Origin of the sequence: Enterococcus sp. LX10 (genome assembly GCF_023539285.1) — a bacterium.
Classification (GTDB): Bacteria; Bacillota; Bacilli; order Lactobacillales; family Enterococcaceae; genus Enterococcus; species Enterococcus faecalis.
On record NZ_CP092784.1, the window covers coordinates 497,656 to 523,874 of the forward strand.

Sequence of the window (26,219 nt, forward strand, 5' to 3'; positions counted from 1 at the left end):
ATGATTTGACGTAAGAGATTTAGTAAAAGGAGAACATATATGGCAAATGATAAAATTGTGATTCATGGTGCACGCGCCCATAACTTAAAAAATATTGATGTCACGATTCCTCGTGACAAAATGGTTGTTGTAACTGGACTATCTGGTTCTGGTAAAAGTTCATTAGCATTTGATACGCTTTACGCAGAAGGGCAACGACGTTATGTAGAGAGTCTCTCTGCTTATGCGCGACAATTTTTGGGACAGATGGATAAACCAGATGTTGACAGCATCGATGGTTTAAGTCCAGCTATTTCAATTGATCAAAAGACGACAAGTAAGAACCCACGCTCAACAGTAGGGACGGTCACAGAAATCAATGATTATTTACGATTGTTATTTGCTCGGGTAGGTCATCCAATTTGTCCTAACGATCATATTGAAATTACCAGTCAGTCTGTTGAACAGATGGTTGATAAAGTCTTAGAGCTACCAGAGCGAACAAAAATTCAAATTTTGGCGCCTGTTGTGGTCAAGAAAAAAGGCCAACATAAAAAAGTGTTTGAAATGATCCAACGTGAAGGGTATGTCAGAATGCGGGTGGATGGTGAAACCTATGATGTTAGTGAGGCACCAGAACTTGAAAAAAATAAAAAACATGATATTGCGATTGTGATTGACCGTATCGTTGTGAAAGAAGGCATTCGCTCTCGCTTGTTTGATTCGTTTGAAGCGGCTTTGCGTTTAGCTGAAGGTTACGCAATTGTTGATGTGATTGGTCAAGAAGAAATGTTGTTTAGTGAACATTATGCTTGTCCTTATTGTGGGTTCACAGTCGGTGAATTGGAGCCGCGCTTGTTTTCATTTAATGCACCATTTGGCGCTTGTCCCGATTGTGATGGTTTAGGTGTTAAATTAGAAGTGGACAAAGACTTAGTGATTCCAGATCCCACTAAAACCTTGAGAGAAGGAGCCATTGTTCCGTGGAACCCTATTAGTTCCCAATATTATCCACAAATGTTGGAGCAAGCAGCCACCAGTTTTGGGATTGATATGGATACGCCGTTTGAAGAATTACCTGCAGAGCAACAAGAAATTATTTTAAATGGTTCTGGCGAGAAAAACTTTCATTTTCATTATGAAAATGACTTTGGTGGTGTTCGTGATGTGGAAGTGCCATTTGAAGGGATTTTAAAAAATATTAAACGACGTTACCATGAAACAAATAGCGATTTTACACGAGATCAAATGCGGTTATACATGACAGAATTGACTTGTCGAAGCTGTCATGGATATCGTTTGAATCCGCAAGCTTTAGCTGTAAAAATCAATGGCACGCACATTGGTGAAGTCAGTGAATTAGCAATAAAAAATGCGGTCCAATTTTTTGAAGGTGTATCTTTATCTGAACAAGAAACAACGATTGCTCGGCCAATTTTAAAAGAAGTCGAAGATCGGTTAACCTTCTTAAAAAATGTCGGTTTAGATTACTTAACCTTAAGTCGAGCTGCTGGTACACTTTCTGGCGGAGAAGCACAAAGAATTCGCTTAGCAACACAAATTGGCTCAAACTTATCAGGCGTCCTTTACATTTTAGATGAACCATCAATTGGTTTGCATCAACGAGATAACGATCGCTTGATTGACTCATTGAAAAAAATGCGGGACTTAGGCAATACATTAATTGTGGTGGAACACGATGAAGATACAATGATGGCTTCGGATTACTTGATTGATGTGGGACCTGGCGCTGGACATCTGGGCGGTGAAATTGTAGCCGCTGGTACGCCGGAAGAGGTTGCTAAAAATCCGCATTCATTGACCGGGCAATATCTTTCTGGGAAAAAAGTGATTCCTGTACCAAAAGAACGTCGCAAAGGTAATGGCAAAGCGATCAAAGTCACTGGTGCCAGTGAAAATAATTTAAAAAATGTCAGTGTTGAATTTCCGCTCGGTGAATTTGTTGCTGTCACAGGTGTTTCAGGTTCAGGGAAAAGTACTTTAGTCAATCAAATTTTGAAAAAAGCACTGGCCCAAAAATTAAATCGTAATTCCAATAAACCTGGGAAACACAAAAGTATCACTGGTTATGAAGCCATTGAAAAGATTGTTGACATTGATCAAAGTCCGATTGGTCGAACACCAAGAAGTAATCCAGCGACTTATACTAGTGTTTTTGATGACATTCGCGATTTGTTTGCCCAAACAAATGAAGCCAAGGTTCGTGGCTATAAAAAAGGCCGCTTTAGTTTTAACGTCAAAGGTGGCCGTTGTGAAGCTTGTCGCGGGGATGGTATCATCAAAATTGAAATGCACTTTTTACCTGATGTCTATGTGCCTTGCGAAGTTTGTCATGGCAAACGTTATAATTCTGAGACGTTAGAAGTTCATTATAAAGGCAAAAACATTTCTGATATTTTAGATATGACGGTGGAAGATGCCGTAGAATTTTTCAAACATATCCCTAAAATTCATCGTAAATTGCAAACAATTGTGGATGTAGGCTTAGGCTATGTGACATTGGGGCAGCCAGCAACTACTTTATCTGGTGGGGAAGCACAGCGGATGAAGCTAGCGAGTGAACTTCATAAAAATTCTAATGGGAAAAACTTTTATATTCTGGATGAGCCAACAACAGGCTTGCATACCGATGATATTGCGCGGTTGCTTCTAGTATTAGAGCGTTTAGTGGAAGCGGGCAATACCGTTTTAGTGATTGAACATAACTTGGATGTCATCAAATCTGCGGATCATGTGATTGATCTAGGGCCAGAAGGTGGCGACGGTGGTGGGACGATCGTGGCGACAGGAACACCAGAAGAAGTTGCTAAAGTCAAAGACAGTTACACAGGATATTATTTAAAACGTGTTCTGAAATAAACATTAATGATTAGATAAAGAACCTTGTTTTTATGGGAAACAAGGTTCTTTTATTATAAAATAACAAAAATTTTTTAATGAAAATTAAAAATAAATGTTGACTTAATGTGTAATTAAAAGATATACTATGTTTGTTAACAAAATAACAATGAACACGAAGGGAAGTCTTAAATGAAAAACAAAAAAATAACAACAAGTTTATTAACAGCAGGAATGGTCTTAGCTATCGGAATCACACCTTTTGTACATAGTAACACAATGGAAGCAGCGACTTTAATTTCACAATCAGACCATGAAAAAGTAATGAGTTTTACCAAGAAAGACTTAAAAGAAGCAACGGGCATTCAATTGGAGCCGGCGACAGTACAAGCCGTTCATCAGGAATTAAAGCAACAAATCACCTGGGAAACATTAGGCTATTCCACAATTGATGCGCAAAATATTGCGACACGTTTTACACAAAATACATATCAGGCTCTGGGGATTTTAACAGATATCGCCAACCATTCAGACCTTCAATTGAAAGTCATTACCATTAATAATCCCTATCTAGCAACAGCTAAAATTGGTACCTTTAAGTGGGAAACCGTAACTCCTGAAGTTGGCGGGGACCATGAAACAGCAGACAATGAACTAACCACACCGACACCGACTGTTGCCAGTCTTCAAGAGATTGACGTAGAAATCGAATACGATGAAAATGAAATTGAGTTCACCTATGAAATAAAATCGAACGGAACAATTAAAGCAACGTATGAAGATGAATTTGCTGATTTAGAATTAGAAGGTAAGGCAGCACAAGACAAAATCATGACTCTTTTAGATAGATTGTCAATCAAAACAGCTACAAATGAACAAATTAAAGAACACATTACGAAAAAGTTAGCCGTGAATGAACAAGTAAAACAATTTGAGTTTGAAGCTAATTTTACTGATGAAACAGAAATTGAGTTTGTATTAAAATAACACAGAGTTATATAGTATAATTCAGCAATTAAAACAGCATTGACATTTTTGTCAATGCTGTTTTTCTATGAAAGAATAGAAATCTTTATAAGAATGATTGAAAAGCTTTCTTTGATACGCCCGGGGTGTTATAATATAGTGATGCAAGTGAAGGGAGTGTTGAATATGCCAGAAAATTTACAACTGGTTATTATTACAGGAATGAGTGGCGCTGGAAAAACAGTCGCTGTTCAAAGCTTTGAAGACATGGGCTATTTCTGTATCGACAATTTACCACCAAGCTTAATCCCAAAATTTTGGGAATTAATTAAAGAATCTGGAAAAGTTACCAAGATTGCGTTAGTGATTGATTTACGTTCACGGACCTTCTTTAGAGAAATTCAGGATATGTTAGTCGAACTTGAAAATACTAATTTTATTGATACAACGATTTTATTTTTAGATGCCACCGATGAAGAGTTGGTTTCTCGTTATAAAGAGACACGGCGTGCGCATCCAATGGCGATGGATGGTTTAGTGACAGAAGGTATTCGTAAAGAACGTGCAATGCTGGAAGAAATCAAGGCGGATGCTCAGTTGGTCATTGACACTACGGACTTGTCCCCTCGTCAATTGCGGGAACGTTTGAATAAAGAACTAGCAACGAGAGAGACACACGAATTTCGAGTGGAAATGGTGTCCTTCGGCTTTAAATATGGGTTGCCGATTGATGCAGATATCGTTATGGATGTTCGCTTTTTACCTAACCCCCATTATATTGATGAACTACGACCGTTAACTGGAATGGATCAACCTGTTTATGATTATGTGATGGGCTTCCCAGAAACAGATGAATTTTATACAAAATTTATCGATTTACTGCGAACAGTCTTACCTGGATATAAAAAAGAAGGTAAAAGTAGCGTCACCATTGCAATTGGCTGTACTGGCGGACAACATCGCTCTGTTGCATTGACAGAACGTGTTGGCGCTGAATTAAAAGAGGAAGATTACCATGTAAATATTACCCACCGCGACCGCTTAAAAAGAAAAGAAACGGTTAATCGCTCTTAATGAAAACCTATCGAATTCGTAAACCGAAGATCGTGGTTGTTGGTGGTGGAACAGGCTTGCCAGTAATTTTGAAAAGTTTAAGAAATCAAAGTGTTGATATTACTGCCGTCGTAACGGTCGCTGATGATGGCGGTAGTAGTGGCGAGCTTCGGTCCTCTATTAATAACATGACACCTCCGGGAGATTTAAGAAATGTTTTAGTGGCATTGTCAGATATGCCACAATTATATGAAGATATTTTTCAATATCGTTTTGATAAATCAGATAGTCATTTTGCCAATCATGCAATCGGTAATTTAATCATTGCTGCTGTCTCAGAAATGAGAGGAAGTACGTATGAAGCGATTCAATTGCTTTCAAAAATGATGCATGTTGATGGACGGATTTATCCATCATCAGAACGGCCATTAACGTTACATGCTGTATTTAAAGATGGCTCAGTGGCGGTGGGAGAATCAAAAATTGCACTGGATCGCAAGACGATTGACCATGTGTTTGTAACAAATACACACGGAGAAGAGCAGCCAAGAGCTGCGCGTAAAGTCGTCAAAGCAATTGAAGAAGCAGACATGGTCGTGTTAGGGCCAGGGAGTCTTTTTACAAGTATTTTGCCTAATTTAGTTATTACAGAAATTGGTGAAGCCATCAAACAAACGGCAGCCGAAGTAGTCTATATTTGTAACATCATGACCCAAAAAGGGGAAACGGAACATTTTACGGATGCAGATCATGTTCGTGTCTTAAACGAGCATCTACAAGCGCAGTTTGTTGATACAGTGCTGGTTAACACAGAAAAAGTACCAGAAAATTACATGGATCCTGAAATTTATGATGAATATTTGGTTCAAGTAAAGCATGATTTTCAAGGATTACGTGAAGAAGGATGCCGAGTTATTTCGACAGACTTTTTAGAATTAAGAGATGGCGGAGTTTTTCATGATGGGGAAAAAGTTGTTGAAGAACTTTTCCGTATCGTATTTGGAACGAAATATTAATTAATCAAAAGAATCAAGAGAGGAGGAGCTTAGATGTCTTTTGCCTCGGATGTCAAAAAAGAGTTGACTGGTTTAGAAGTCCATCGAGAACACGCGAAAGCAGAATTAGCAGCATTAATTCGGATGAACGGCTCACTTAGCTTAGTTAATCAACAGTTTGTCTTGAATGTACAAACGGAAAATGCTGCAATTGCTCGTCGAATGTATTCATTGCTGAAAGATCATTACCATGCACAAGCAGAATTATTAGTTCGTAAAAAAATGAAACTAAAGAAAAATAATGTTTACATTGTGCGTCTAAAACAAGATACACAAAAAATTCTAGCTGATTTGGATATTATGGATGGGGTCGTTTTTAATGGCAATGTGTCAAATGAAATCATGGGTAACGCACAAAAAATGCGTTCCTATTTACGCGGGGCCTTTATGGCTTCTGGCTCAGTTAATAATCCGGAAACAAGTCGCTATCATTTAGAAATTTTTTCAATTTATGAAGAACACAATAATGATATTTGTAAGATGTTGAATTACTATGACTTAAACGCTCGAACATTGGGACGCCGAAACGGGTATATTTGTTATTTAAAAGGTGCTGAAAAAATTGCCGACTTTTTAACGTTAATTGGTGCCACGAACTCTATGTTGAAATTTGAAGATGTCCGGATTGTCCGTGATATGCGGAATTCAGTAAATCGTTTAGTGAATTGCGAAACAGCGAATTTAAATAAAACCATTGATGCGGCTTCAAAACAAATTGAAAATATTCAATTTATTGAAAGTACAGTAGGGCTGACGTCATTACCGGAGAAACTTCAGGAAATCGCAGAATTACGGTTAGAGTATCCGGAAGTTAGTCTCAAAGAACTAGGGGAAATGATTCCTTCAGGAGCTATTTCTAAGTCAGGTATTAATCATCGTATTCGAAAAATTAATGAATTTGCAGAAAAATTACGAGAAAAAAGTGCGTAACTTTTCTGCTCCAGAAGTGAAGAATAACATTTCCGTTTGAAGTGCTATCCTTCACTTTTTCTTTAAGCGTGTAAAAAAAATTAAAGTGTGCAAAAAGTGTGTAGCGCTGAAATGTAGTGTTGACCTGTGTTTTAAAGAAACGATGTTGGCACGAATGTTGCATGTAATGAAATGCAAGCGATTACTTATTGCTGTTTTTAACTAAAACATTAAAAACTATTGGAGGGGTCAAAATGGTTCAACGATTAATTAGTGCAAATGCATCAGAAATCAAACGGATGTCAAAAGAAGAGCTGTTTCAGAGTATTAAAGCGAGCGAAGGGCGCGTAATTTTATCGGAAAATGTGGTAGTTCATCCATCCGTAGCAGGTGATATCACTTGTGCGGAAATGTCAAAAGCATATGGCGCAGACATGATTTTATTGAATGTTTTCGATGTTAATCAACCGATTGTAGTAGCCGCTTATGAAGGGCAATATACTGCGGAAACATGTGTCCCTAATGATGAGGTTGTTCATCGTTTGAAAGAACTAGTCGGTTTACCGATTGGCATGAATGTCGAACCTGTTGATGAAAATTTAGACTTAGCTTCAACAAGAGTTTCAATCGAACCAGGTAGAAAAGCATCAGCAGCTACTTTCAAAAAAGCCAATGAACTGGGTTTGGATTTTATCTTATTGACAGGTAATCCTGGAACTGGTGTGACCAACGACTTGATTGCTAAGAACGTGGCCTTAGCCAAAAAACATTTTGACGGCATCATTATTGCCGGAAAAATGCACAGTTCAGGTGTAGATGAACCAGTGGTCAGTTTAAAATCAGCTGAACAATTTATTGAAGCGGGCGCTGATATTGTCTTAGTCCCAGCAGTTGGCACGGTTTGGGGCATCACTGATCAACAAGTCAAAGAAGTTGTGGATTTTGCACATTCAAAAGGAAAATTAGTTATGAGTGCCATTGGAACTTCACAAGAAAGTGCTCAACCTGAAGTTATCCAAACTATCGGCATTAGAAATAAAATTTTAGGCGTAGATATTCAACATATTGGCGATGCCAATATGGGCTTAGTTGGTATTGAAAATATTAAAGAGCTTTCTGATGCGATACGTGGGAAAAGACATACTGTTGCTAGAATGGCTCGTTCGATTAATCGTTAAAAAAGTGAACAGAGGCACGAATTCAGAAAATTTGAATTCGTGTCTTATGATTTTTTTATTGAAAAACGGTATACTAAAAGAGAAATAAAGGTTTGAAAGGATGAGGTTTTTTATGGATATTTCAGTAATTGATGCAACAAAAGTTAACACAGAAACAGGACTTCACATTGGTGAGAGCAATGCCCCTATCAAAATAATAGAATTTATCAATGTTCGCTGTCCTTATTGCAGAAAATGGTTTGAAGAGTCTGAGGAACTGTTAGCACAATTTGTCAAAAGTGGTAAAGTTGAACGTATCATTAAGTTGTTTGATAAAGAAAAAGAAAGTTTACAACGCGGCAATGTGATGCATCATTACATTGACTATTCAGCGCCTGAACAAGCACTGTCAGCATTGCATAAAATGTTTGCTACGCAAGATGAATGGGGAAACTTAACCTTAGAAGAAGTAGCGACGTATGCTGAAAAAAATCTTGGCTTAAAAGAACAAACAGATGCAACGCTTGTTTCCGCCGTGATTGCTGAAGCCAATGCGGCGCACATTCAATTTGTACCAACGATCATCATTGGTGAGCATATCTTTGACGAAAGTGTCACTGAAGAAGAATTACGAGGATACATTGAAAAATAAAAAAATGGAAACAGCGACGGTCGCTGTTTCCATTTTTTTTATTTTTAATTTAAGGCGCTACTATTTTCCATTACTTCATCGATTAAACCATATTCTTTTGCTTGTTCGGCAGTCATATAGTTATCACGATCGGTATCACGTTCAATCACTTCAATTGGTTGGCCAGTTCGTTCAGCTAAAATTGAATTTAAACGTTGACGAGTGTCTAAAATGTGACGAGCAGCAATTTCAATTTCTGTTGCTTGCCCTTGAGCGCCACCAAGTGGTTGGTGAATCATGATTTCCGCATTTGGTAAAGCGAAACGTTTGCCTTTTTGACCAGCTGTTAATAAGAAGCTACCCATTGAAGCCGCCATTCCTAATACGATCGTTTGGACATCCGCTTTAACGAAATTCATGGTATCGAAAATCGCTAAGCCTGCAGAAACGCTGCCACCAGGAGAGTTAATGTACAAGTAAATGTCTTTTTCTGAATCTTGGGCATCTAAGAATAATAACTGTGCAATCACTGAGTTTGCCACATTATCATCGATAGGGCCGCTTAGCATAATGATGCGGTCTTTTAATAAACGAGAGTAAATGTCATAAGCACGTTCACCGCGAGATGATTGTTCAATAACTGTTGGAATTAAATTCATAAGTAAATCCTCCTATATAAAGAAACTTTTAAAGTCATTCTATCACAAAGCACTTTGAATGCCTATGAAAAGTATACCTCTTTGGTCAATAAAGGTCAACGAAGTCGCTTGAAAAATTTTGTGTCATTTTTTATCCGAAACTTTTGGATTATGTTATACTAAAATGGAAAATTAGAAAAAGAGCGAGGGGAAAAATATGTTTGTTTTTATCGCCGGAATGGTCGGTGTAATCATCGGTGCGCTAATAGTCACAGCAAGTGCCGCCTTACATTCATCTTACAAAGAGCGAAAAGAAGTACGTTATCGTGAACTAGAACATTTGGTTAAAGAAATTGAATCATTGAATTTATTAAATAAAAAAGTCAAAGAAATTTTACAAAAGCGTGAATTATATATAGACAGATCAATTGAATACTTATCGATGGATGATTGTTTCATCAGCATCGATGATTTTATTTATTTGGAATCATTTTCTGCTCAAAATAATTTTTACTTACCGACGTACTTAATTGAAGAATTTTTCAAAAAAATTGCGCATCGTAAAGTCATTTTGACGGCCAGCGAAGTTGCTGAAATGGGTGGGCACACCTATAAAGGCGGCCGTGTTATTTTGGAAAATTTTTCAGACGAGATTTTAGCAATTATTGAAGATAAAAAACGTAAAATGCAGCGTTTGTCTAACGAACCACTTCATTATTTTAAAGCGATTAAATAAAAAAAGAACCAGCGTACCCGCTAATTTTTGGGGGTATCTGGTTCTTTTTCTTGTTGTTCCATATCGGTCATAGTGTCTTCAATTTCTTTATGTAAGAAATAAGAAATAACTGTACGAATGATCACCAAGGTTGCCAATTTCAAAATATCTTGAAAAGTTGGTTTAACAATAGATTCAATAATATCAGCAGCAATTAAAATTTCTAAACTTAACAGAATGTAGCTACCAAGGAAGTTTTTGATGAACGTATTCATTTTGGTTAAGGTAAAGCGGCTTTGATTTTGTCGTTCACTTTTAATGAAATCTTTTCCTGCTAAACAAACACCCCAAACTAAAACAATAATTGAAAAAACATTCAGTCCTAAAATACATAGCTCAAAAAGTGGGGTTAAAAGCGTCATTAACTGATGGGGCCACTCATTCATCGTATTCACTCCTACCAAAAAGCCTTTTCTTTAACTATAACGAAACGGTTGACTAACGTCAAATATTGTTGAAATAAACGGGCTAAACTATTCAGCTTATAGAACAAAACTAAGAAAATTATGAATAGCATCTAACAATTAAGTAAAAGGACTGTAAAGGTTCTTTTACTTTTTTTGTGTAAAAAAAGAGTCTTGAAAAGAATCAAGTAGCAAAAAGTAAGTGAAAACCAACTTTGTCAGTGGATAGTCTTTTAATTAATTTTTAAAAGACAAATTTTACGTTTTCAAGAGCCGAATACTGCCAAGTTTTAGCCTATAAAGGTGATAGAATCAGAAATTGAGTAAGAGATGTGTCACAAAAGCAAGGAGACACATCGACTTGATGAAAGATTTAAGGAGCTGTAGTTGAAGTAAAGAGAAGCAAGTGTCCCAAACACTAGCGAAAGAAAATAGGGAGGATTAAAATGTTTAAGAAAGCAACGAAATTATTATCGACAATGGTGATTGTCGCTGGAACAGTTGTGGGAAATTTCAGTCCCACATTGGCTTTAGCTGAAGGAGCGGTTAAAGCAGGAGATATAGAAGGAATGACCAATACGGTGAAAGTAAAAGACGACAGTCTGGCTGATTGTAAACGGATATTGGAAGGACAAGCTGCTTTCCCAGTTCAAGCGGGTGAAACGGAACCGGTTGATTTAGTGGTTGTTGAAGATGCCAGTGGTAGTTTTTCAGATAATTTTCCACATGTAAGACAAGCGATTGATGAAGTTGTTAAAGGCTTGTCTGACCAAGACCGCGTGATGCTTGCTTCATATCGCGGCGGAAAACAATTTATGTTTCCTGATGGAAAGACAAAAATTAATTCAGCTGATTATGACATGAATGTGCGTGTTGATACTCAATTAACCCATGATAAAAGCAAGTTTGTCTCTGGTTTTGGAGACGTTCGGACGTATGGTGGTACGCCAACCGCCCCAGGATTGAAACTCGCTTTAGATACGTACAATCAAACACACGGAGATTTAACGAATCGAAAAACGTATTTCCTATTAGTGACAGATGGGGTCGCTAATACACGTTTAGATGGTTACTTGCATAAAACCAATACCAATGATTCAATCAATGAATATCCAGATCCAAGACATCCTCTTCAAGTCTCAGTGGAATATAGTAATGACTACCAAGGTGCTGCAGCAGAAGTTTTAGCGTTAAACCAAGAAATTACTAACCAAGGCTATGAAATGATTAATGCGTATTGGGAAAGTGTCGAATCTTTAAGTTCAGTGAATTCATACTTTGATAAGTATAAAACAGAAGTGGGTCCTTTTGTAAAACAAGAGTTGCAACAAGGATCTAGCACACCAGAAGATTTTATTACAAGCCAATCTATTGATGATTTTACAACCCAATTAAAACAAATTGTCAAAGATCGTCTGGCGCAATCGACACCAGCAACAGCTTCATTAACGATTGCCAATCAATTTGATATTCAATCGGCGACCGCTACGGACGATGCTGGAAATGATGTGCCTGTTCAAATTAACGGACAAACCATTTCAGCAACTAGTACAGAAGGTTACGTAGGAAACATCACCATTCACTACGAAGTCAAAGAAAATACAGCGATTGATGCAGCAACCCTTGTAAGTAGTGGGACAATGAATCAAGGAACAATTGCTAAGGAATTTCCAGAAGCGATGATTCCTAAAAATGACAATGCGCATGCGTGTGACGTGACGCCAGAAGATCCAACGATTACAAAAGATATCGAAAATCAAGAGCACTTAGATTTAACCAATCGTGAAGATAGTTTCGATTGGCATGTCAAAACAGCCTTTGGCAATGAAACAAGTACTTGGACCCAAGCCAGTTTAGTAGATGATATTAACCAATTATTAGATATCCAAAAAGTCGTTGTCACTGATGAAAATGGTAAAGATGTTACAGCTAATGGCAAAGTAACACAAGAAAATAACAAAGTAACTTTTGAAATGAACAAACAAGCAGACAGCTATGACTATTTGAGTGGTCATACATACACAATGACTATTACAACTAAAATTAAAACTGACGCAACGGACGAAGAATTAGCGCCTTATATCCAACAAGGCGGCATTCCCAACCAAGCTGACTTAAACTTTGGCAATGAAGGGGACGTGTTGCATTCCAACAAACCAACTGTAACACCGCCGCCAGTAGATCCAAATATTACTAAAGACGTAGAAGGTCAAGATCACTTAGATTTAACCAACCGTGACCAAGAATTTAAATGGAATGTCAAAACAGCTTTCGGTAACGAAACCAGCACATGGACCCAAGCTAGCATGGTAGATGACATTAATAAAGTGTTAGACATTGCAGACGTGAAAGTCACTGATGAAAATGGCAAAGATGTTACAGCCAATGGCACAGTAACACAAGAAAATAACAAAGTAACTTTTGCAATGAATAAAAAAGACGACAGTTATACCTACTTATCTGGTCACACATACACAATGACCATTACCACTAAAATTAAAGCAGACGCAACGGACGAAGAATTAGCGCCTTATATTGAACAAGGCGGGATTCCCAACCAAGCCGACTTAAACTTTGGCAACGAAGGGGACGTGTTACATTCCAACAAACCAACAGTGACACCGCCTGCACCAACGCCAGAAGATCCAACGATTACAAAAGATATCGAAGGTCAAGAACATTTAGATTTAACCAACCGTGACCAAGAATTTAAATGGAATGTCAAAACAACTTTTGGCAACGAAACCAGCACATGGACCCAAGCTAGCATGGTAGATGACATTAATAAAGTGTTAGACATCACAGACGTGAAAGTCACTGATGAAAATGGCAAAGATGTTACAGCTAATGGCAAAGTAACACAAGAAAATAACAAAGTAACTTTTGAAATGAATAAAGAAGATGACAGCTACTCATACTTAGCTGGACATACGTACACAATGACTATCACCACTAAAATTAAAGCTGATGCAACGGACGAAGAATTAGCACCTTATATTGAACAAGGCGGGATTCCTAACCAAGCGGACTTAAACTTTGGCAACGAAGGTGACGTGTTACATTCCAACAAACCAACTGTAACACCACCTGCACCAACACCAGAAGATCCAAAAAAACCTGAACCTAAACAACCGCTAAAACCGAAAAAACCGTTGACGCCTACAAATCATCAAGCACCAACGAACCCAGTTAATTTTGGAAAATCAGCAAGTAAAGGAATTCATTTACCAATGACTAATACAACAGTAAATCCACTTTACATGATCGCAGGTTTAATTGTCCTTATAGTGGCTATTAGCTTTGGCATAACAAAAAATAAAAAAAGAAAAAATTAGACAAACTAAAAAGGAAGAAAAAACATGAATAAAAAAATTTCGTTCAGTCTGTTAATTTTGTTACTTAGTTTGTTGGTAGGTTTTACATTTATTCCGCATAAAAAGGAATTAAGTTTTAATGAGTATCAAGAAAAAAAACACTCTGGCGAAACATTTTATGTTGTTTTAAAAAAGAAAAACTGTTCAGATTGTCAGGATTTCGAGAAACTACTGCAAGCACCTAAACAGGTTTACTATGTAGAATTAACCAACAAAGAGACCATGAAAGAATGGTCAACATTTATCCGAGAAAATAAAGTTTTACATGTGCCATCTATGTTTAAAATAGATAACGGCCATCTCAAGAAAATTGATGGAGAAGGAGATGCGAATCAATTATTCGCAAACTATCAAAAAATAACGAAGTAAAAAGAATAAAAAGACAAGGCAAGTTTCCTTTATAGGAAACTTGTCTTTTTTCTAGTAATAGTCGTTTATTAAATAACATGTGAAATGTTTTACAAATTCATTTTGGTTTGATAAAATAAATTTGAACATATGAATTTATTTTCATTTGTTTTGGAAGGAGGAACGAATGATTGAATTGATTTTACTTTTGTCGGTGATTCTTTTAGGTTTATTGATTGGAAATAAAAGAGTGGATAAGTGGCTTTTTCTTAAAGCATTGCTTTTGTTTTCTGTTATGCTAAGTGTGAGCATCTTAATTTCGGTAGCTATGTATTTATTATTAACAATAGGCGTTGCAAGCGTAATAGGGGAGAAGTTAGAGTCGTTATTTCTTTTAGGGATAGTCGTTATCATCAGTACGAGTCTTTTATTATATTTTTTATTGAATTTAACGACGAAAAAAATTGTTTTACCCATCGCTTTAATGAAAATAATTGAATATTATATTCAATGGGTATTGATTTATGTTACTATTTATCAAGTGATTTTTGATCAGTTTATTGTTTCTTCAGAAGTAAAAAATACGTTAAAAGGAACTATTAATGAGCCAGTCGCAATCATTATTGTTATTTTGCCATCATTTATTTCAATTTGGATTGCCGTTGTTTTATTTAGGATTCGTATGGAAGAACTTTAATCAGATACTTTTAGAATGGAGGAGTTTGTATGTCTGCTTGGCAAACATTTAAAAATGGAACAAGGCAATTTTTTAAAGACATCTTGCAGTACTTATGGTTATTTTTTACTTTAAATGTTTTATTATTATTGGTGGGTGGGGCTTTTAGTTGGGCTACTTCCAACGCACTAAAAACTCAAGGTATTCCTTATCTTTCGTTTAATAACCTGAATTTACTGTTAGAAAAGCCGCTTGCTCTGGTGTTATTAATTCTCTTGTTGTTACTTTTTTTAGGTGCAGTTTTTTATCAGTTTACCTTTTTATTATTAGGGATTTTTCAAATACGGCAAGACCATCGCTTTCATTTTAAAGGAGTTACCAAGGCATCTTTTAAAGTTCTTAAAAAGCAAGGTGCCCGTTCGTGGTTATTCTTTTTCGGTTATTTTGTTGTCATTGTCCCTTTTGGTAACCTAATTTTCCAAAGTAATCTATTGACGAAATTCGTGATTCCAGATTTTATTGTTGAATTTTTGTCCCAACGAATTCCTTACTTGGTGGGGCTACTGGCTTTTGGGTTATTAGTCTGGTATTTAGCTATTCGTTTCATTTACACGCTTCCATTAATGATTTTGGAGAGAAAAAAAGCAGGCGAGGCAGTTAAGGCTAGTTGGTCAATGACAAACAAACGATTATGGTTCATTATTCGTAATATTGCATTTGTGACGATCGCGGTATTTGTTTCAACGTATGTTATTTATGTGTTACTTTATCTTCTACAGTTGAAGTTAGATACCTTGAGCGACACCATTAGCTTGCTAGGTGGTATTTTAAATTTAACGGTTGTCCAATTTTTACAGTTTGTCTCTAATGCTTGGCTTTCAGTATTACTGATTAATTTCTTATATACACAATTAAATGTTCAAGCAGAAACGACGACAAAAGTTGCCTTTGACAAAGAAACGAAACGTAATAAATTAGTGACTATCGGAATGGGCCTAGGACTATTCACCATTTTTGGCGGCTATATAATTTTCAACGCTGTTTACTTAACAGGGCTATTAGAATCAAAACCTTTGATTATTTCGCATCGAGGGGTCACCAATAGTAATGGCGTACAAAATACCATTCCTGCTATGGAAAGAACCATTAAATTTAAACCAGATTATATTGAAATTGATGTTCAAGAAACCAAAGACCATCAATTTGTTGTGATGCATGATGCAAACCTTAAAGAACTCGCCGGCGTTGATGGCACGCCACAAGAATTTACGTTGGCTGAATTAACAAAAATGATCGTTAAAGAAAATGGCCAAGAAGCACCAATTGCCAGTTTTGATGATTATTTAGCGAAAGCAAACCAAGCCAAACAAAAATTACTAGTAGAAATTAAAACGTCTAAACAAGATAGTCAAGGTGCGCTTTCTAACTTTATTGAAAAATATGAACGTCCTTTGATAAAGAATAACCATCAGGTTCAATCTCTCGACTACAATGTGATCAAAGCGTTTAAAAAAGCCAAATCAAAAGTAAAAGTTAGTTTTATTTTGCCCTATAATTTCACTTTTCCAGAAACACAAGCTGATTTGTATACAATGGAAGCTACTACGTTGAATGATACCTTCATTTTAAAAGCTGACCAACAGAAAAAAGCAGTTTATGCTTGGACAGTTAATGACTCAGAGGTACTAAGTAAAATGCTCTTTATGGACGTTGCTGGAGTGATTACCGATGATTTGGAGTTAGTTAATGAAGAAGTCAATGACTTTGAAAAAAATCCATCGTATGCGGATCGTATTTTGCATTATATTTTTATGCTGCCAAGTGTGGCTTCTCAATAAAAAATGAAGAAGAGGGTTAAACGAAATGAAAAAAGAATTTTCGCGAGTACTTCTTAAAAATCAATCTGATGAAATTCTTATCTTAAAAGATCGGCCAGACACATGGAATTTCCCTGGCGGAAAACAAGAACTTGGTGAATCAGCGCTGGAATGTGCGATTCGTGAAATTAAAGAAGAATTAGCAGTGGAAATTACTGAACTTGAAGAAATTTTTACTGGACCACTCGTTTTTGATTCAATCGTTTGGCAAGGACATTTTTATTTTGCTAAACAAGCCCAAGGAAAAGTTACGCTGAACGAACCAAATAAAATTAAAGGCGTACAATTTATTAAGCGGTTTGAGGAAGTAAATTTTTCACCAGGATTAGCTCCGCTATTTGATTATTTAGCGCGTAGTGATTATTTAAAGTTAAATAAAACTAACTGGAAATAGAAAGAATAGGAATGTCTTTTGCTAGGGCTTTGTCAAGCGCATCTTTGATTATTTTAGAAAGTCCAAGGGAAAGTCGTGGGCATTGTTTATTTCTAATAAATATGTTATAGTAATTAAGTAATCAATTTTGATAAGTAATTTGAGTTATATATTTAAAAACTATACTTCTCCTTTTGCCACTCAACATTTTTTGCAATAACTTGCATATTTTTATGCACTAGGAGGAAATATATATGAACAACGGTACAGTAAAATGGTTTAACGCAGACAAAGGTTTTGGATTTATTACAGGTGAAGATGGCAATGATGTATTTGCACATTTTTCAGCTATTCAATCAGATGGATTTAAAACTTTAGACGAAGGCCAAGCAGTAACTTTTGATACTGAAGAAGGTCCACGCGGCTTACAAGCAACGAACATCGTAAAAGCTTAATAATGAATGAAAACGGACCACGTGTTGGTCCGTTTTTTTGATAGCTGTTGTCTGATCTCGTCATTAATTACATAGCAAAACAAAGCAGATGCCATTTAAAGGAGGAGAATCTGAAGATGACCTTAACTGAGCTGTTACTTGTAAGTGGATTATTTTGGCTAGTAATCATAATTGGTGTGATTGCTGGTAGCATATTTCTAATTAAGTATTTTAGAGGTCGGAGCTGAACGGTTCTGTTCCCGCCAATTATCAGGTTTTAAGCCTGGGACAAAAATCCAAAGTGATTTTTGCCCCAGGTTCTTTATTTAATTAGGGTATTAAGTTTTAGGTAAAATAATTAACAAATTAAAAGCAATTTACTATATAATCAGAAAGGGATCTTTAAGAGAGAAGCAGGTGTTTGCTTGTCGTAATACTTTGTTTAGCAGATAGAAAAAGGAAACGTTATGCGTTACAATAGGAACGGAGGAATTTTAACCTTATTGGATTTGTAGCTGAAGCAGAACAAATGTTGTCTCGTTAAGTGCGATTGAGCTTGCCATAAGTAACATTTGAAAAAACTACAGATAGAAAAATCATTCCTAAACATGAAAAAACACTCTTTAGATGAATAAAGAGTGTCCAGAAACGTTGATAAATCAACATATTTAAATAACGCGCCCTGAGGGAATCGAACCCCCGTCTCAAGAACCGGAATCTTACGTGATATCCACTACACTAAGGGCGCGGCACGAATACTAGTTTAGCTGATATTGACAAAAATTACAAGAGGGAGGACGAAAATAATGAAATTTGAGCAACGAATGTCCCAACAACAAAAACAAGTCCAGAAGTTGGCCATGACTCAACAGCTTCAACAATCTATTCAAATTTTACAATTTAATACGGAAGAACTCGCTGCCTTTGTTGAAGCGAAAGCACTAGAGAATCCATTAATTGATTTACAAGTAGACACGCAGTACACCACAGATTTTCCGATACCTAGTCGTTCTTACACCAACCAAGACGAAGAAAATAATTATATGAATCAAATTCCAGACTATCATTTATCATTATTTGAGTCTTTAATTGATCAAATTCATTTGAATTACCGCGATACATACTTGCGAACATTGGTATTGTTTTTAGTAGAATATATAGACGTGAATGGTTATTTAACGATTTCGTTAGAAGAAGCGGCAGTGAAAACCGAAGCAAGCGCCATTCAAATGCTAGATGCATTAACTTTGTTACAACAGCTAGATCCAGCAGGTGTGGGGGCACGCAATTTACAAGAATGTTTGATGCTACAAACAGAACGAGACGATACCGCGCCTAATTTAGCGTATATTTTATTGGAGGAAGAGTTTGATGCCTTAGTGAGTCGTAAATGGGGCCCGTTAGCTAAAAAATTCGGGATTGAATTAGCAGAAATTCAATTGATCTTTGATTATATACAAACGTTATCGCCAGCGCCAGGGAATATTTTTGATGCGACCGAGGAATTGTATATTCGACCAGATTTAACTGTCCGAATCAAGGAAGATCGAATAGTGGTGATTTCCAACAAAGCTGGTCGACCGACATTAAATTTTCAAGAAAATTATTTCAAACGAATGCAAGAGACTGACGACAAAGAAGTCCAAGAATATATTAAGGATAAGAAAAACGAATTTGAATGGTTAGAGCGCGCAGTGAATCAGCGGGGGGATACAATTTTACGTGTAGGGCAAGAAATTGTGCGCCGTCAAGAAGCCTTCTTTTTAGAAGCAGATCGGCCATTAAAACCAATGACTTTAAAAGAAATTGCGGATGCTTTGTCTATTCATGAATCGACAGTTAGTCGTGCGGTCAATGGAAAATATCTAGAAACCACGTTTGGTGTCTTTGAATTGCGCTCATTCTTCTCCACAAGTATTCTTTCATCAGAAGAAGATGGCGAGGATGTCTCAACAACGATGGTTAAAAAGCAACTACAAAAATTAATTGATCAAGAAGTAAAAAGTAAACCGTTATCTGATCAAAAATTAGTCGAGCGATTAAAAGATTCAGGCATGGAAATATCCCGGCGAACGGTGGCAAAATATCGTGAAGCCCTAGGGATTCCATCTTCATCTAAACGAAAACGATATGAGTAAACAACCAAAGCTTATGAGTAATTTTCATAAGCTTTGGTTGTTTTTTTGTGATTTAAAAAATGTTGGTTTTTTGAATTGTAAAAAAAGCCTAAAGGAGGCAAAGTTTGCTTGCCATTTCCTAGGAAAAAACGTATATTAAAGTTACTTGCTTCTTTAAATAAAGGAAAAGAATAATTTTATAGAAAAGTTGGAAAGCACAAATGAATCAGACAGCAAATAGCAAGAAAAAACGCTATATTACAGGTTTTGATGGCATTCGGACGATCGCTGTAATTGGCGTGATTTTGTATCACCTTTTTCCCCAAGTCATGCGAGGTGGCTACTTAGGTGTTCCGATTTTCTTTGTTGTTTCAGGTTATCTTATTAACGACTTGTTGCGGCAAGAATGGGCAGAAAATCAGACCATTGATTTAAAAGGATTTTATGTGCGAAGGATGAAACGGCTGTATCCAGCATTAATTGTGATGCTTTTAAGTGCAGTTAGTTATATTACACTCTTTCAGCAGGATTTATTAAACAATATTCGCAGCGTTGTCGCTAGTAGTGTTTTTTATTACAACAACTGGTGGCAAATTTTTAAAGGGTTTTCTTATTTTGATGGATTTGCGACACAATCGCCATTTGTACATATTTGGTCATTGGCAGTTGAAGCGCAAAATTATTTAATTTGGCCATTACTTTTTATTCTTCTGGAACGCTTTGTTCGTAAGCGCGGTCGAATTTTCAGTTTAGTTTTAATCGGCGCCTTAATTTCGGTGACGCTGATGGCCGTTTTATATGTTCCTGGCGCAGATCCTACACGTGTCTATTATGGAACAGACACACGTGTTTTTTCTATTTTACTAGGTAGTGCATTGGCGTATGTTTGGCCAAGCACACGTTTGAAAGAAGAAATTCCAGAAGCCTCTAAAAAAATCTTAAATGGCGCTGGGTTAAGTGCCTTAGTTCTTTTAGTATTAGCCTTTTTAACATTATCAGATCATACAAATTTTGTTTATTATGGCGGCATGTTTTTAATTAGTTTGGCAGCCACTGTCTTAGTGGCCGTCACTGCACATCCAGGGGCAGATATGAATCGTTGGTTAACGAATCCAGTCTTTACGTGGATAGGTAAACGGAGTTATGGCATTTACTTGTATCAATTCCCAATCATGATTTTTTATGAGGCCAAAATTAAGACCTTATCGGACCATGTTTTTCTACATTCATTGGTTGAAATAGCATTAATTTTAGTAGTGAGCGAATTGTCATATCGTTTTATCGAACATCCACTGACACGATTGTCTTATAAGGATGTCTGGACTCAATTCACTGAGTTCTTACGGAAACCGTGGGACCTTCGTGAAAAAGGGACAATGGCCTTTATGACAGTGATTAGCGTGATTGCAGTATTCGGTTTAATTGTGGCCCCAGCAAACGCTAAAAGTGCGCAACAAGAGCAACTAGAAAAAAATATTGCGAAAAATCAGCAAAAAATTGAAGAACGTAAAAAAGAAGTCCAAGAAAGTGGCACGAAAAATAGTAGCACGTCCACAGAAAGTAGTACAAAACCGAGTGAAAGCCAAGACGTTCTACCCACACAACTCACCCCAGAGCAAGTAAAAAAAGCGCAGAATTTAGAAATCACAACTATTGGTGATTCCGTTATTCTAGATGGTGCTAGTGGGTTACAAGATATTTTCCCTAAAATGATTATCGATGGGGAAGTGGGCCGTCAATTGTATAGTAGCATTTCACTAATTGGTGAACTAGACAAAAAGAAAATGCTCAAAGATACTGTTTTAGTGAGTTTAGGTACGAATGGTCCTTTTACAGAGGCACAATTTGATGAATTTATGAAAGCGTTAGGTAATCGAAAAGTTTATTGGATTAATGTTCGCGTCCCAACTAGAAGATGGCAAAATCAAGTGAATAGTTTACTTAGTCAAATGGACAAAAAATACGATAACTTAACGGTCATTGACTGGTTTAATTATAGTAACGCCCATGATGATTGGTTTTATGATGACCGAGTTCATCCAAATGTGGCAGGTGGCGAGCAATATACACACTTTATCGCGGAGAAAATTTTACAGTAGCAAGAAACTTCCAGCTCAGATGAAAGGGGCTGGAAGTTTTTTGTTGCAGATAAAGAAATCGTTTACAAAATATGGTGTTTACGTTACGATAAATAAATAATAATCTTTTTTATAGGAGGTAGATAATGATAGAAAATCGGAGTGAGAACAGCGAAATTTATGCTGAAGATATTAGTTTTTTCTACAAAAAAAATTATTTTGTTTTGGAAGATATTAATTGGAAAATCGAAAAAGGACAATGTTGGGGGATTCTCGGACACAACGGTGCGGGAAAAACAACACTAAGTTATTTGGTTTTAGGTTTGCTGAAGCCGAGCAAAGGTGTAGTACATAATTATATAAAAAAAGTAGAATATCTTCCGGAAATGGGTGGTTTCTATGAACGACTGACAGTCAGAGAAAATATACTTTTTAAATTGGAGCTGTCGGGGGAAAAACAAAAGTCAAAAAAATTGACACAAGTGTTAAAAGAATTTGGATTAATAGACTATCAGTTTAAACGTGTAGATAAATTGTCACAGGGATTAAAAAAAAGAGTTGCTTTAGCAATGCTTTTTTTAAGAGAGAGTGAAGCTTATTATTTTGACGAACCTACGAATGCTTTAGATCCAGAAATGAAAAAGAAGTTACGACAATTAATTATTCATTTAAAAGAAGCAGGGAAAATCATTTTAATTAATAGTCATGATTTAGCTTTCGTTGAAGAAATATGTACTAATTTTTTAATATTAAATAATGGAAAAGTCTGCTTCAATGAGCCAAATATAGGAGTCAATTTAGAAGAAATCTATTTGGAAAAAGTAGGTGAACACCATGAATAAAGAATTTTTTTATGAAATTCAAGTAGTGATTAAACGTGAGTTTCTGGAATTAAAAAGTCATCTTTGGAAATATTTCGGTTTAATGCTTTATTTGATTTTTTTTACAGTTTTCATTAGTAAAAGCGGCGGTTCAGAAGGAATTGTTTTGCCAAATGAAGCTAACTTATTTTCCAGCTTTACTTTGGCCGGTAGCTTTGCTGCTATGTTTATCATGAGTACAATGCTTCAAGAAAAAAAGCAAATGACTTTACCTTTATTACTTCTGTCTTCTGTCAGTATAACTAGGGTAGTTATTGGAAAAATAGTGGTTGCTGTAATGATTAGTGTACCTTTTCAAGTGTTTCAACTACTTATTAGTTTTGTTATTTTAAATAACCAACAGAGTCCATATCTTTATCTATTGGCACCACAGAACGTAGTTACTTTACCTTTTATTACTTACCTGTTAGGAAGTTTAGTTCTATTGCTTTCGGTAATTATCAAAGATAAAAAGGTGGCAGAGTATCTTTCTGTTTTTTGTTCGCTGACTTTAGGTGGCATTCTCGCAAGTGCCTATATTTTATTCAATGTACAGTTTTCTTTAGTGAAGATTTTACTTTATTTTCTTTTTTTAATAAGTTGTAGTATTTTGCTGACTATGGCAACAAGTAAGATAGTTAAAAATTCGCTATTCTTTATTGAATAGTGTGATAGAAATTTATAATAGGTTAATGATTTTCTTGAAAACCTAAGCTTTTTTTTTAGATATCTGGTATACTGTTTTTGTTACAAGTTCCCGAAAGGATTTAGCAAGTAATTGTCGTTACTTACTAAAGATGCCTTGTAACCGAAACTATTTAGGGGGAATAACATTATGACAGAAAGACATTTATTTACATCAGAATCCGTTTCAGAAGGACATCCAGATAAGGTAGCTGACCAAGTCAGTGATGCAATTTTAGATGCGATTTTGGAAAAAGATCCGATGGCCCGCGTGGCATGTGAAACATCCGTAACAACTGGTTTAGTCCTAGTATTTGGAGAAATTTCTACAACAGCTTATGTAGATATCCAAAAAATTGTTCGTCAAACTGTGAAAGATATTGGTTATACACGAGCAAAATATGGATTTGATGGAGAGACTGTCGCAGTTCTTGTAGCAATCGATGAGCAATCACCTGATATCGCTCAAGGGGTTGACGCAGCCTTAGAAGTGCGTGATCAAGATGAAAAAGACGATATTGGCGCTGGTGACCAAGGCTTAATGTTTGGTTTTGCCGTTGACGAAACACCAGAATTAATGCCATTACCGATCGCGTTAAGCCATCGTTTGGTTCGCCGTTTAGCAGAATTGCGGAAGGAAAAAGTCTTACCTTACTTACGTCCTGATGCAAAATCTCAAGTAACAGTGGAATATGATGATCAAGGTCAACCACAACGTGTGGATACGATTGTCATCAGTACACAACATGATGATGAAACAACCTTAGAACAAATCGAAAAAGACATTAAAGAACAAGTAATCAATGAGGTGATCCCTCATGAACTTTTAGATGATGAAACAAAATACTTTATCAACCCAACTGGTCGCTTTGTAATCGGTGGCCCTCAAGGAGATGCCGGCTTAACTGGTCGTAAAATTATCGTTGATACTTATGGCGGTTATGCTCGTCATGGCGGCGGCGCTTTTTCTGGAAAAGATGCAACCAAAGTTGACCGCTCTGCTAGTTATGCTGCGCGTTATATCGCGAAAAACATTGTTGCTGCTGGTTTGGCGAAAAAAGTAGAAGTCCAATTAGCTTATGCAATTGGTGTGGCGCAACCAGTGTCTATTTCTATTAATACGTTTGGTACGAGTGATCTTCCAGAAAGTAAATTAATCGAAGCAGTTCGTAAAAACTTTGATTTACGTCCAGCAGGTATTATTGAAATGCTAGATTTACGTCGCCCAATTTATAAACAAACTGCGGCTTATGGTCATTTTGGTCGAACAGATATTGATTTACCTTGGGAACAAACAGATAAAGTTGAAGCGTTAAAAGCTAGTTTAGCTGAATAATTAAATAAAAAAACAAGAAGTCAGCCAATACTTGGCTGACTTCTTGTTTTTTTACAATAATTTTTTTATGAAAAAGCATTTTTTTAAGACATTTTGTTCTTTTTTGTATAGAATAGCTATGGAGCAATTTAGAAAATTGACAATTGAATAGAAAAGGATGTGAACAAATGGCAAAAGAAACAAATGTTAAGTTAGTCACGGTGAGTGTTTTTGTGGCAACATTTATGACAGCCATTGAAGGGACCATTGTGTCTACTGCGATGCCAACGATTGTCGGCTCGTTACATGGCATGGAAATTATGAACTGGGTATTTTCAATTTATTTATTAACGAATGCGATGTTAACACCGATTTATGGGAAACTTGCGGATAAAATTGGTCGTAAACCTGTCTTCATGATTGGCATTATCATTTTTATTTTGGGCTCCTCGTTGTGTGGCTTTGCTCAAGATATGTTGACCTTAATTATTGCCCGCGCAATTCAAGGTGTGGGGGCAGGCGCAATTTTACCAGTTGCGTTAACGATTATTGCCGATATGTATTCATTGGACAAGCGAGCGAAAATTTTAGGTTTAAACAGTGCCGCCTGGGGAATTGCTAGTATTTTTGGTCCGTTAGCAGGTGGTTTTATTGTAGATACAGTCGGTTGGCATTGGATTTTCTTCATTAATGTTCCTATTGGACTTGTTTTATTGGGCTTGATTAGTATTTTCTTAGTTGAACCAAAGCGGGAACGGACCAAGATGCCAATGGATATTTTGGGCAGCGTTACTTTGATGGCCGTGTTGCTAACGTTATTGCTAGGTTTTCAAATGATTAGCGATAATGGTTTTACACTAGTAACATTTGGTTGTTTGAGTTTAAGTGTGCTCTTTTTTGTAGCGTTTGTGATGATAGAAAAACGCGCGCAAGACCCAGTGATTGATTTGCATTTATTTAATCAACCAACGTTTGTTTTAGTGAATCTTATTGCGGCGCTTATTAGTGGTTTCTTAATGGGGATTGATGTCTACATTCCGATGTGGATGCAAGGTGTCTTAGGAAAAAGTGCAGGAATTGGTGGCTTAGTTTTAGCGCCTATGTCGTTACTTTGGATGGCTGGATCATTTATAGCAAGTAGCTTTATGGAAAAATATGCTATGAAAAAAGTCTTAACGATTGGGTTATCGATTCTATTAGTCGGGGCCATCTTTTTAGTGGTAATGCCAATGGCCGTTCCGTTTTGGCTTTTCTTTGTAGTTTCTTCTGTCTTAGGAGTTGGTTTTGGGATTACTATCACAACGACTACGGTGACCGCACAAAGTACAGTGGAGCCTGAAAAAATGGGGGTTGCAACATCGTTTAATACGTTGGTGCGTACAATTGGGCAGACTGTGATGGTGTCAATTTTTGGTGTGATTTTAAATGCAGGAATGTTTGCAAAATTGGAAGCGAGCGCGTTAAACGTCGATGCAGATGTCATGAATCAATTAGTGAATCCACATACTGCAAATTTAATTCCAGCTGCGTTGTTAAAACCATTACGCGGTATCCTCTATGCAGGTCTGCATAATGTTTACTTAGTCGGTGCGGGCTTAGTTGTTGTTGCTCTTTTGTTAAATATTTTCGCAAAAGCGCAACGAGCGAAGGTTTAGTG

Annotated in this window: 22 protein-coding genes, 1 tRNA gene and 1 riboswitch; of the genes, 20 read left to right on the plus strand and 3 right to left on the minus strand. The window is 36.5% G+C overall.

The genetic code is table 11. The annotated features are described in order from the left end of the window. Positions 1–39: 39 nt before the first annotated feature. From uvrA to MKZ30_RS02475, 7 genes are all read left to right on the plus strand, one after another. Complete coding sequence (uvrA, locus tag MKZ30_RS02445; RefSeq protein ID WP_002366198.1) at positions 40–2,859, plus strand: excinuclease ABC subunit UvrA; 2,820 nt, start codon at positions 40–42, stop codon at positions 2,857–2,859. A 171-nt stretch (positions 2,860–3,030) separates the two neighbouring features. Beyond that, a complete protein-coding gene (locus MKZ30_RS02450; RefSeq protein WP_202566390.1) occupies positions 3,031–3,825 on the plus strand; it encodes a YusW family protein in 795 nt (264 codons plus the stop codon). A 165-nt stretch (positions 3,826–3,990) separates the two neighbouring features. Continuing rightward, complete coding sequence (gene rapZ, locus MKZ30_RS02455) at positions 3,991–4,878, plus strand: RNase adapter RapZ (protein WP_002355625.1); 888 nt, start codon at positions 3,991–3,993, stop codon at positions 4,876–4,878. Then, positions 4,878–5,873, plus strand: coding sequence for a gluconeogenesis factor YvcK family protein (locus tag MKZ30_RS02460; protein ID WP_002355627.1), 996 nt, complete (start codon positions 4,878–4,880; stop codon positions 5,871–5,873). The genes rapZ and MKZ30_RS02460 overlap by 1 nt, the downstream gene beginning before the upstream one ends. A 33-nt stretch (positions 5,874–5,906) precedes the next feature. Next, the gene (gene whiA / locus MKZ30_RS02465) at positions 5,907–6,842 is read left to right on the plus strand and encodes a DNA-binding protein WhiA (RefSeq protein ID WP_002358736.1); all 936 of its coding nucleotides are present in this window, start codon (positions 5,907–5,909) and stop codon (positions 6,840–6,842) included. Between the two features lie 233 nt (positions 6,843–7,075). Beyond that, a complete protein-coding gene (locus tag MKZ30_RS02470) occupies positions 7,076–7,999 on the plus strand; it encodes a DUF7916 family protein (RefSeq protein ID WP_010715044.1) in 924 nt (307 codons plus the stop codon). A 112-nt stretch (positions 8,000–8,111) separates the two neighbouring features. Then, entirely contained in the window at positions 8,112–8,630 is a 519-nt protein-coding gene (locus tag MKZ30_RS02475; RefSeq protein WP_033601199.1) for a DsbA family protein, read from the plus strand. 44 nt (positions 8,631–8,674) lie between these two features. Here the strand turns inward: MKZ30_RS02475 and clpP are convergent, their stop codons facing one another. Continuing rightward, a complete protein-coding gene (gene clpP, locus MKZ30_RS02480) occupies positions 8,675–9,268 on the minus strand; it encodes an ATP-dependent Clp endopeptidase proteolytic subunit ClpP (protein ID WP_002355633.1) in 594 nt (197 codons plus the stop codon). Positions 9,269–9,464: 196 nt separating this feature from the next. Here clpP and MKZ30_RS02485 point away from each other — a divergent pair, with 196 nt between their 5' ends. After that, positions 9,465–9,983 carry a hypothetical protein gene (locus MKZ30_RS02485; protein WP_002420012.1) on the plus strand — a complete coding sequence of 173 codons (519 nt, stop codon included), beginning with the start codon at positions 9,465–9,467 and terminating at the stop codon, positions 9,981–9,983. A gap of 20 nt (positions 9,984–10,003) precedes the next feature. Here MKZ30_RS02485 and MKZ30_RS02490 read toward each other — a convergent pair whose 3' ends face one another. Next, a complete protein-coding gene (locus tag MKZ30_RS02490; RefSeq protein ID WP_002383026.1) occupies positions 10,004–10,408 on the minus strand; it encodes a DUF1622 domain-containing protein in 405 nt (134 codons plus the stop codon). Positions 10,409–10,872: 464 nt separating this feature from the next. Here MKZ30_RS02490 and MKZ30_RS02495 point away from each other — a divergent pair, with 464 nt between their 5' ends. The 6 genes from MKZ30_RS02495 (at position 10,873) to MKZ30_RS02520 (ending at position 17,529) form a co-directional block, all read left to right on the plus strand. Next, positions 10,873–13,761 carry an isopeptide-forming domain-containing fimbrial protein gene (locus MKZ30_RS02495; RefSeq protein WP_033601200.1) on the plus strand — a complete coding sequence of 963 codons (2,889 nt, stop codon included), beginning with the start codon at positions 10,873–10,875 and terminating at the stop codon, positions 13,759–13,761. Positions 13,762–13,785: 24 nt separating this feature from the next. Beyond that, entirely contained in the window at positions 13,786–14,169 is a 384-nt protein-coding gene (locus MKZ30_RS02500; RefSeq protein WP_002358745.1) for a DUF6568 family protein, read from the plus strand. Between the two features lie 166 nt (positions 14,170–14,335). Continuing rightward, a complete protein-coding gene (locus MKZ30_RS02505) occupies positions 14,336–14,845 on the plus strand; it encodes an SA1002 family membrane protein (RefSeq protein ID WP_002383029.1) in 510 nt (169 codons plus the stop codon). A 29-nt stretch (positions 14,846–14,874) separates the two neighbouring features. Then, positions 14,875–16,662, plus strand: a complete 1,788-nt coding sequence (locus tag MKZ30_RS02510) for a glycerophosphoryl diester phosphodiesterase membrane domain-containing protein (RefSeq protein ID WP_002420071.1) — start codon at positions 14,875–14,877, stop codon at positions 16,660–16,662. A 25-nt stretch (positions 16,663–16,687) separates the two neighbouring features. Continuing rightward, positions 16,688–17,095, plus strand: a complete 408-nt coding sequence (locus tag MKZ30_RS02515) for an NUDIX hydrolase (protein WP_002363212.1) — start codon at positions 16,688–16,690, stop codon at positions 17,093–17,095. A 233-nt stretch (positions 17,096–17,328) separates the two neighbouring features. Further along, positions 17,329–17,529, plus strand: a complete 201-nt coding sequence (locus MKZ30_RS02520) for a cold-shock protein (RefSeq protein ID WP_002355647.1) — start codon at positions 17,329–17,331, stop codon at positions 17,527–17,529. Between the two features lie 655 nt (positions 17,530–18,184). Here the strand turns inward: MKZ30_RS02520 and MKZ30_RS02525 are convergent. Further along, positions 18,185–18,256 (minus strand) — tRNA-Arg (locus tag MKZ30_RS02525). Positions 18,257–18,314: 58 nt separating this feature from the next. Here MKZ30_RS02525 and rpoN point away from each other — a divergent pair. The 6 genes from rpoN (at position 18,315) to MKZ30_RS02555 (ending at position 26,217) form a co-directional block, all read left to right on the plus strand. Continuing rightward, positions 18,315–19,646, plus strand: coding sequence for an RNA polymerase factor sigma-54 (gene rpoN, locus MKZ30_RS02530; protein ID WP_033601142.1), 1,332 nt, complete (start codon positions 18,315–18,317; stop codon positions 19,644–19,646). A gap of 200 nt (positions 19,647–19,846) precedes the next feature. Next, entirely contained in the window at positions 19,847–21,724 is a 1,878-nt protein-coding gene (locus tag MKZ30_RS02535; RefSeq protein WP_002373449.1) for an acyltransferase family protein, read from the plus strand. Positions 21,725–21,849: 125 nt separating this feature from the next. Then, positions 21,850–22,545, plus strand: coding sequence for an ABC transporter ATP-binding protein (locus tag MKZ30_RS02540; protein WP_033601141.1), 696 nt, complete (start codon positions 21,850–21,852; stop codon positions 22,543–22,545). After that, positions 22,538–23,230 (plus strand): hypothetical protein, encoded by a 693-nt coding sequence (locus tag MKZ30_RS02545; protein ID WP_002420079.1) that lies wholly within the window; start codon positions 22,538–22,540, stop codon positions 23,228–23,230. Before MKZ30_RS02540 ends, MKZ30_RS02545 begins: the two co-directional genes overlap by 8 nt. A 75-nt stretch (positions 23,231–23,305) precedes the next feature. Next, positions 23,306–23,401: riboswitch (SMK box riboswitch) on the plus strand. After that, complete coding sequence (gene metK, locus MKZ30_RS02550) at positions 23,399–24,583, plus strand: methionine adenosyltransferase (RefSeq protein ID WP_002355656.1); 1,185 nt, start codon at positions 23,399–23,401, stop codon at positions 24,581–24,583. Its footprint overlaps the riboswitch before it by 3 nt. 167 nt (positions 24,584–24,750) lie before the next feature. Next, the gene (locus MKZ30_RS02555; protein WP_002364774.1) at positions 24,751–26,217 is read left to right on the plus strand and encodes an MDR family MFS transporter; all 1,467 of its coding nucleotides are present in this window, start codon (positions 24,751–24,753) and stop codon (positions 26,215–26,217) included. Positions 26,218–26,219 lie beyond the last annotated feature (2 nt).

Bases quoted from the DNA above. Each gene is read 5' to 3' on its own strand.
- MKZ30_RS02495 (WP_033601200.1), top strand. From the start codon at position 10,873: ATGTTTAAGAAAGCAACGAAATTATTATCGACAATGGTGATTGTCGCT.
- uvrA (WP_002366198.1), top strand. From the start codon at position 40: ATGGCAAATGATAAAATTGTGATTCATGGTGCACGCGCCCATAACTTA.
- rpoN (WP_033601142.1), top strand. From the start codon at position 18,315: ATGAAATTTGAGCAACGAATGTCCCAACAACAAAAACAAGTCCAGAAG.
- MKZ30_RS02535 (WP_002373449.1), top strand. From the start codon at position 19,847: ATGAATCAGACAGCAAATAGCAAGAAAAAACGCTATATTACAGGTTTT.
- MKZ30_RS02490 (WP_002383026.1), bottom strand. From the start codon at position 10,408: ATGAATGAGTGGCCCCATCAGTTAATGACGCTTTTAACCCCACTTTTT.
- MKZ30_RS02545 (WP_002420079.1), top strand. From the start codon at position 22,538: ATGAATAAAGAATTTTTTTATGAAATTCAAGTAGTGATTAAACGTGAG.
- MKZ30_RS02515 (WP_002363212.1), top strand. From the start codon at position 16,688: ATGAAAAAAGAATTTTCGCGAGTACTTCTTAAAAATCAATCTGATGAA.
- MKZ30_RS02470 (WP_010715044.1), top strand. From the start codon at position 7,076: ATGGTTCAACGATTAATTAGTGCAAATGCATCAGAAATCAAACGGATG.
- MKZ30_RS02505 (WP_002383029.1), top strand. From the start codon at position 14,336: ATGATTGAATTGATTTTACTTTTGTCGGTGATTCTTTTAGGTTTATTG.
- rapZ (WP_002355625.1), top strand. From the start codon at position 3,991: ATGCCAGAAAATTTACAACTGGTTATTATTACAGGAATGAGTGGCGCT.
- MKZ30_RS02540 (WP_033601141.1), top strand. From the start codon at position 21,850: ATGATAGAAAATCGGAGTGAGAACAGCGAAATTTATGCTGAAGATATT.
- MKZ30_RS02485 (WP_002420012.1), top strand. From the start codon at position 9,465: ATGTTTGTTTTTATCGCCGGAATGGTCGGTGTAATCATCGGTGCGCTA.
- MKZ30_RS02460 (WP_002355627.1), top strand. From the start codon at position 4,878: ATGAAAACCTATCGAATTCGTAAACCGAAGATCGTGGTTGTTGGTGGT.
- metK (WP_002355656.1), top strand. From the start codon at position 23,399: ATGACAGAAAGACATTTATTTACATCAGAATCCGTTTCAGAAGGACAT.
- clpP (WP_002355633.1), bottom strand. From the start codon at position 9,268: ATGAATTTAATTCCAACAGTTATTGAACAATCATCTCGCGGTGAACGT.
- whiA (WP_002358736.1), top strand. From the start codon at position 5,907: ATGTCTTTTGCCTCGGATGTCAAAAAAGAGTTGACTGGTTTAGAAGTC.
- MKZ30_RS02510 (WP_002420071.1), top strand. From the start codon at position 14,875: ATGTCTGCTTGGCAAACATTTAAAAATGGAACAAGGCAATTTTTTAAA.
- MKZ30_RS02475 (WP_033601199.1), top strand. From the start codon at position 8,112: ATGGATATTTCAGTAATTGATGCAACAAAAGTTAACACAGAAACAGGA.
- MKZ30_RS02555 (WP_002364774.1), top strand. From the start codon at position 24,751: ATGGCAAAAGAAACAAATGTTAAGTTAGTCACGGTGAGTGTTTTTGTG.
- MKZ30_RS02500 (WP_002358745.1), top strand. From the start codon at position 13,786: ATGAATAAAAAAATTTCGTTCAGTCTGTTAATTTTGTTACTTAGTTTG.
- MKZ30_RS02450 (WP_202566390.1), top strand. From the start codon at position 3,031: ATGAAAAACAAAAAAATAACAACAAGTTTATTAACAGCAGGAATGGTC.
- MKZ30_RS02520 (WP_002355647.1), top strand. From the start codon at position 17,329: ATGAACAACGGTACAGTAAAATGGTTTAACGCAGACAAAGGTTTTGGA.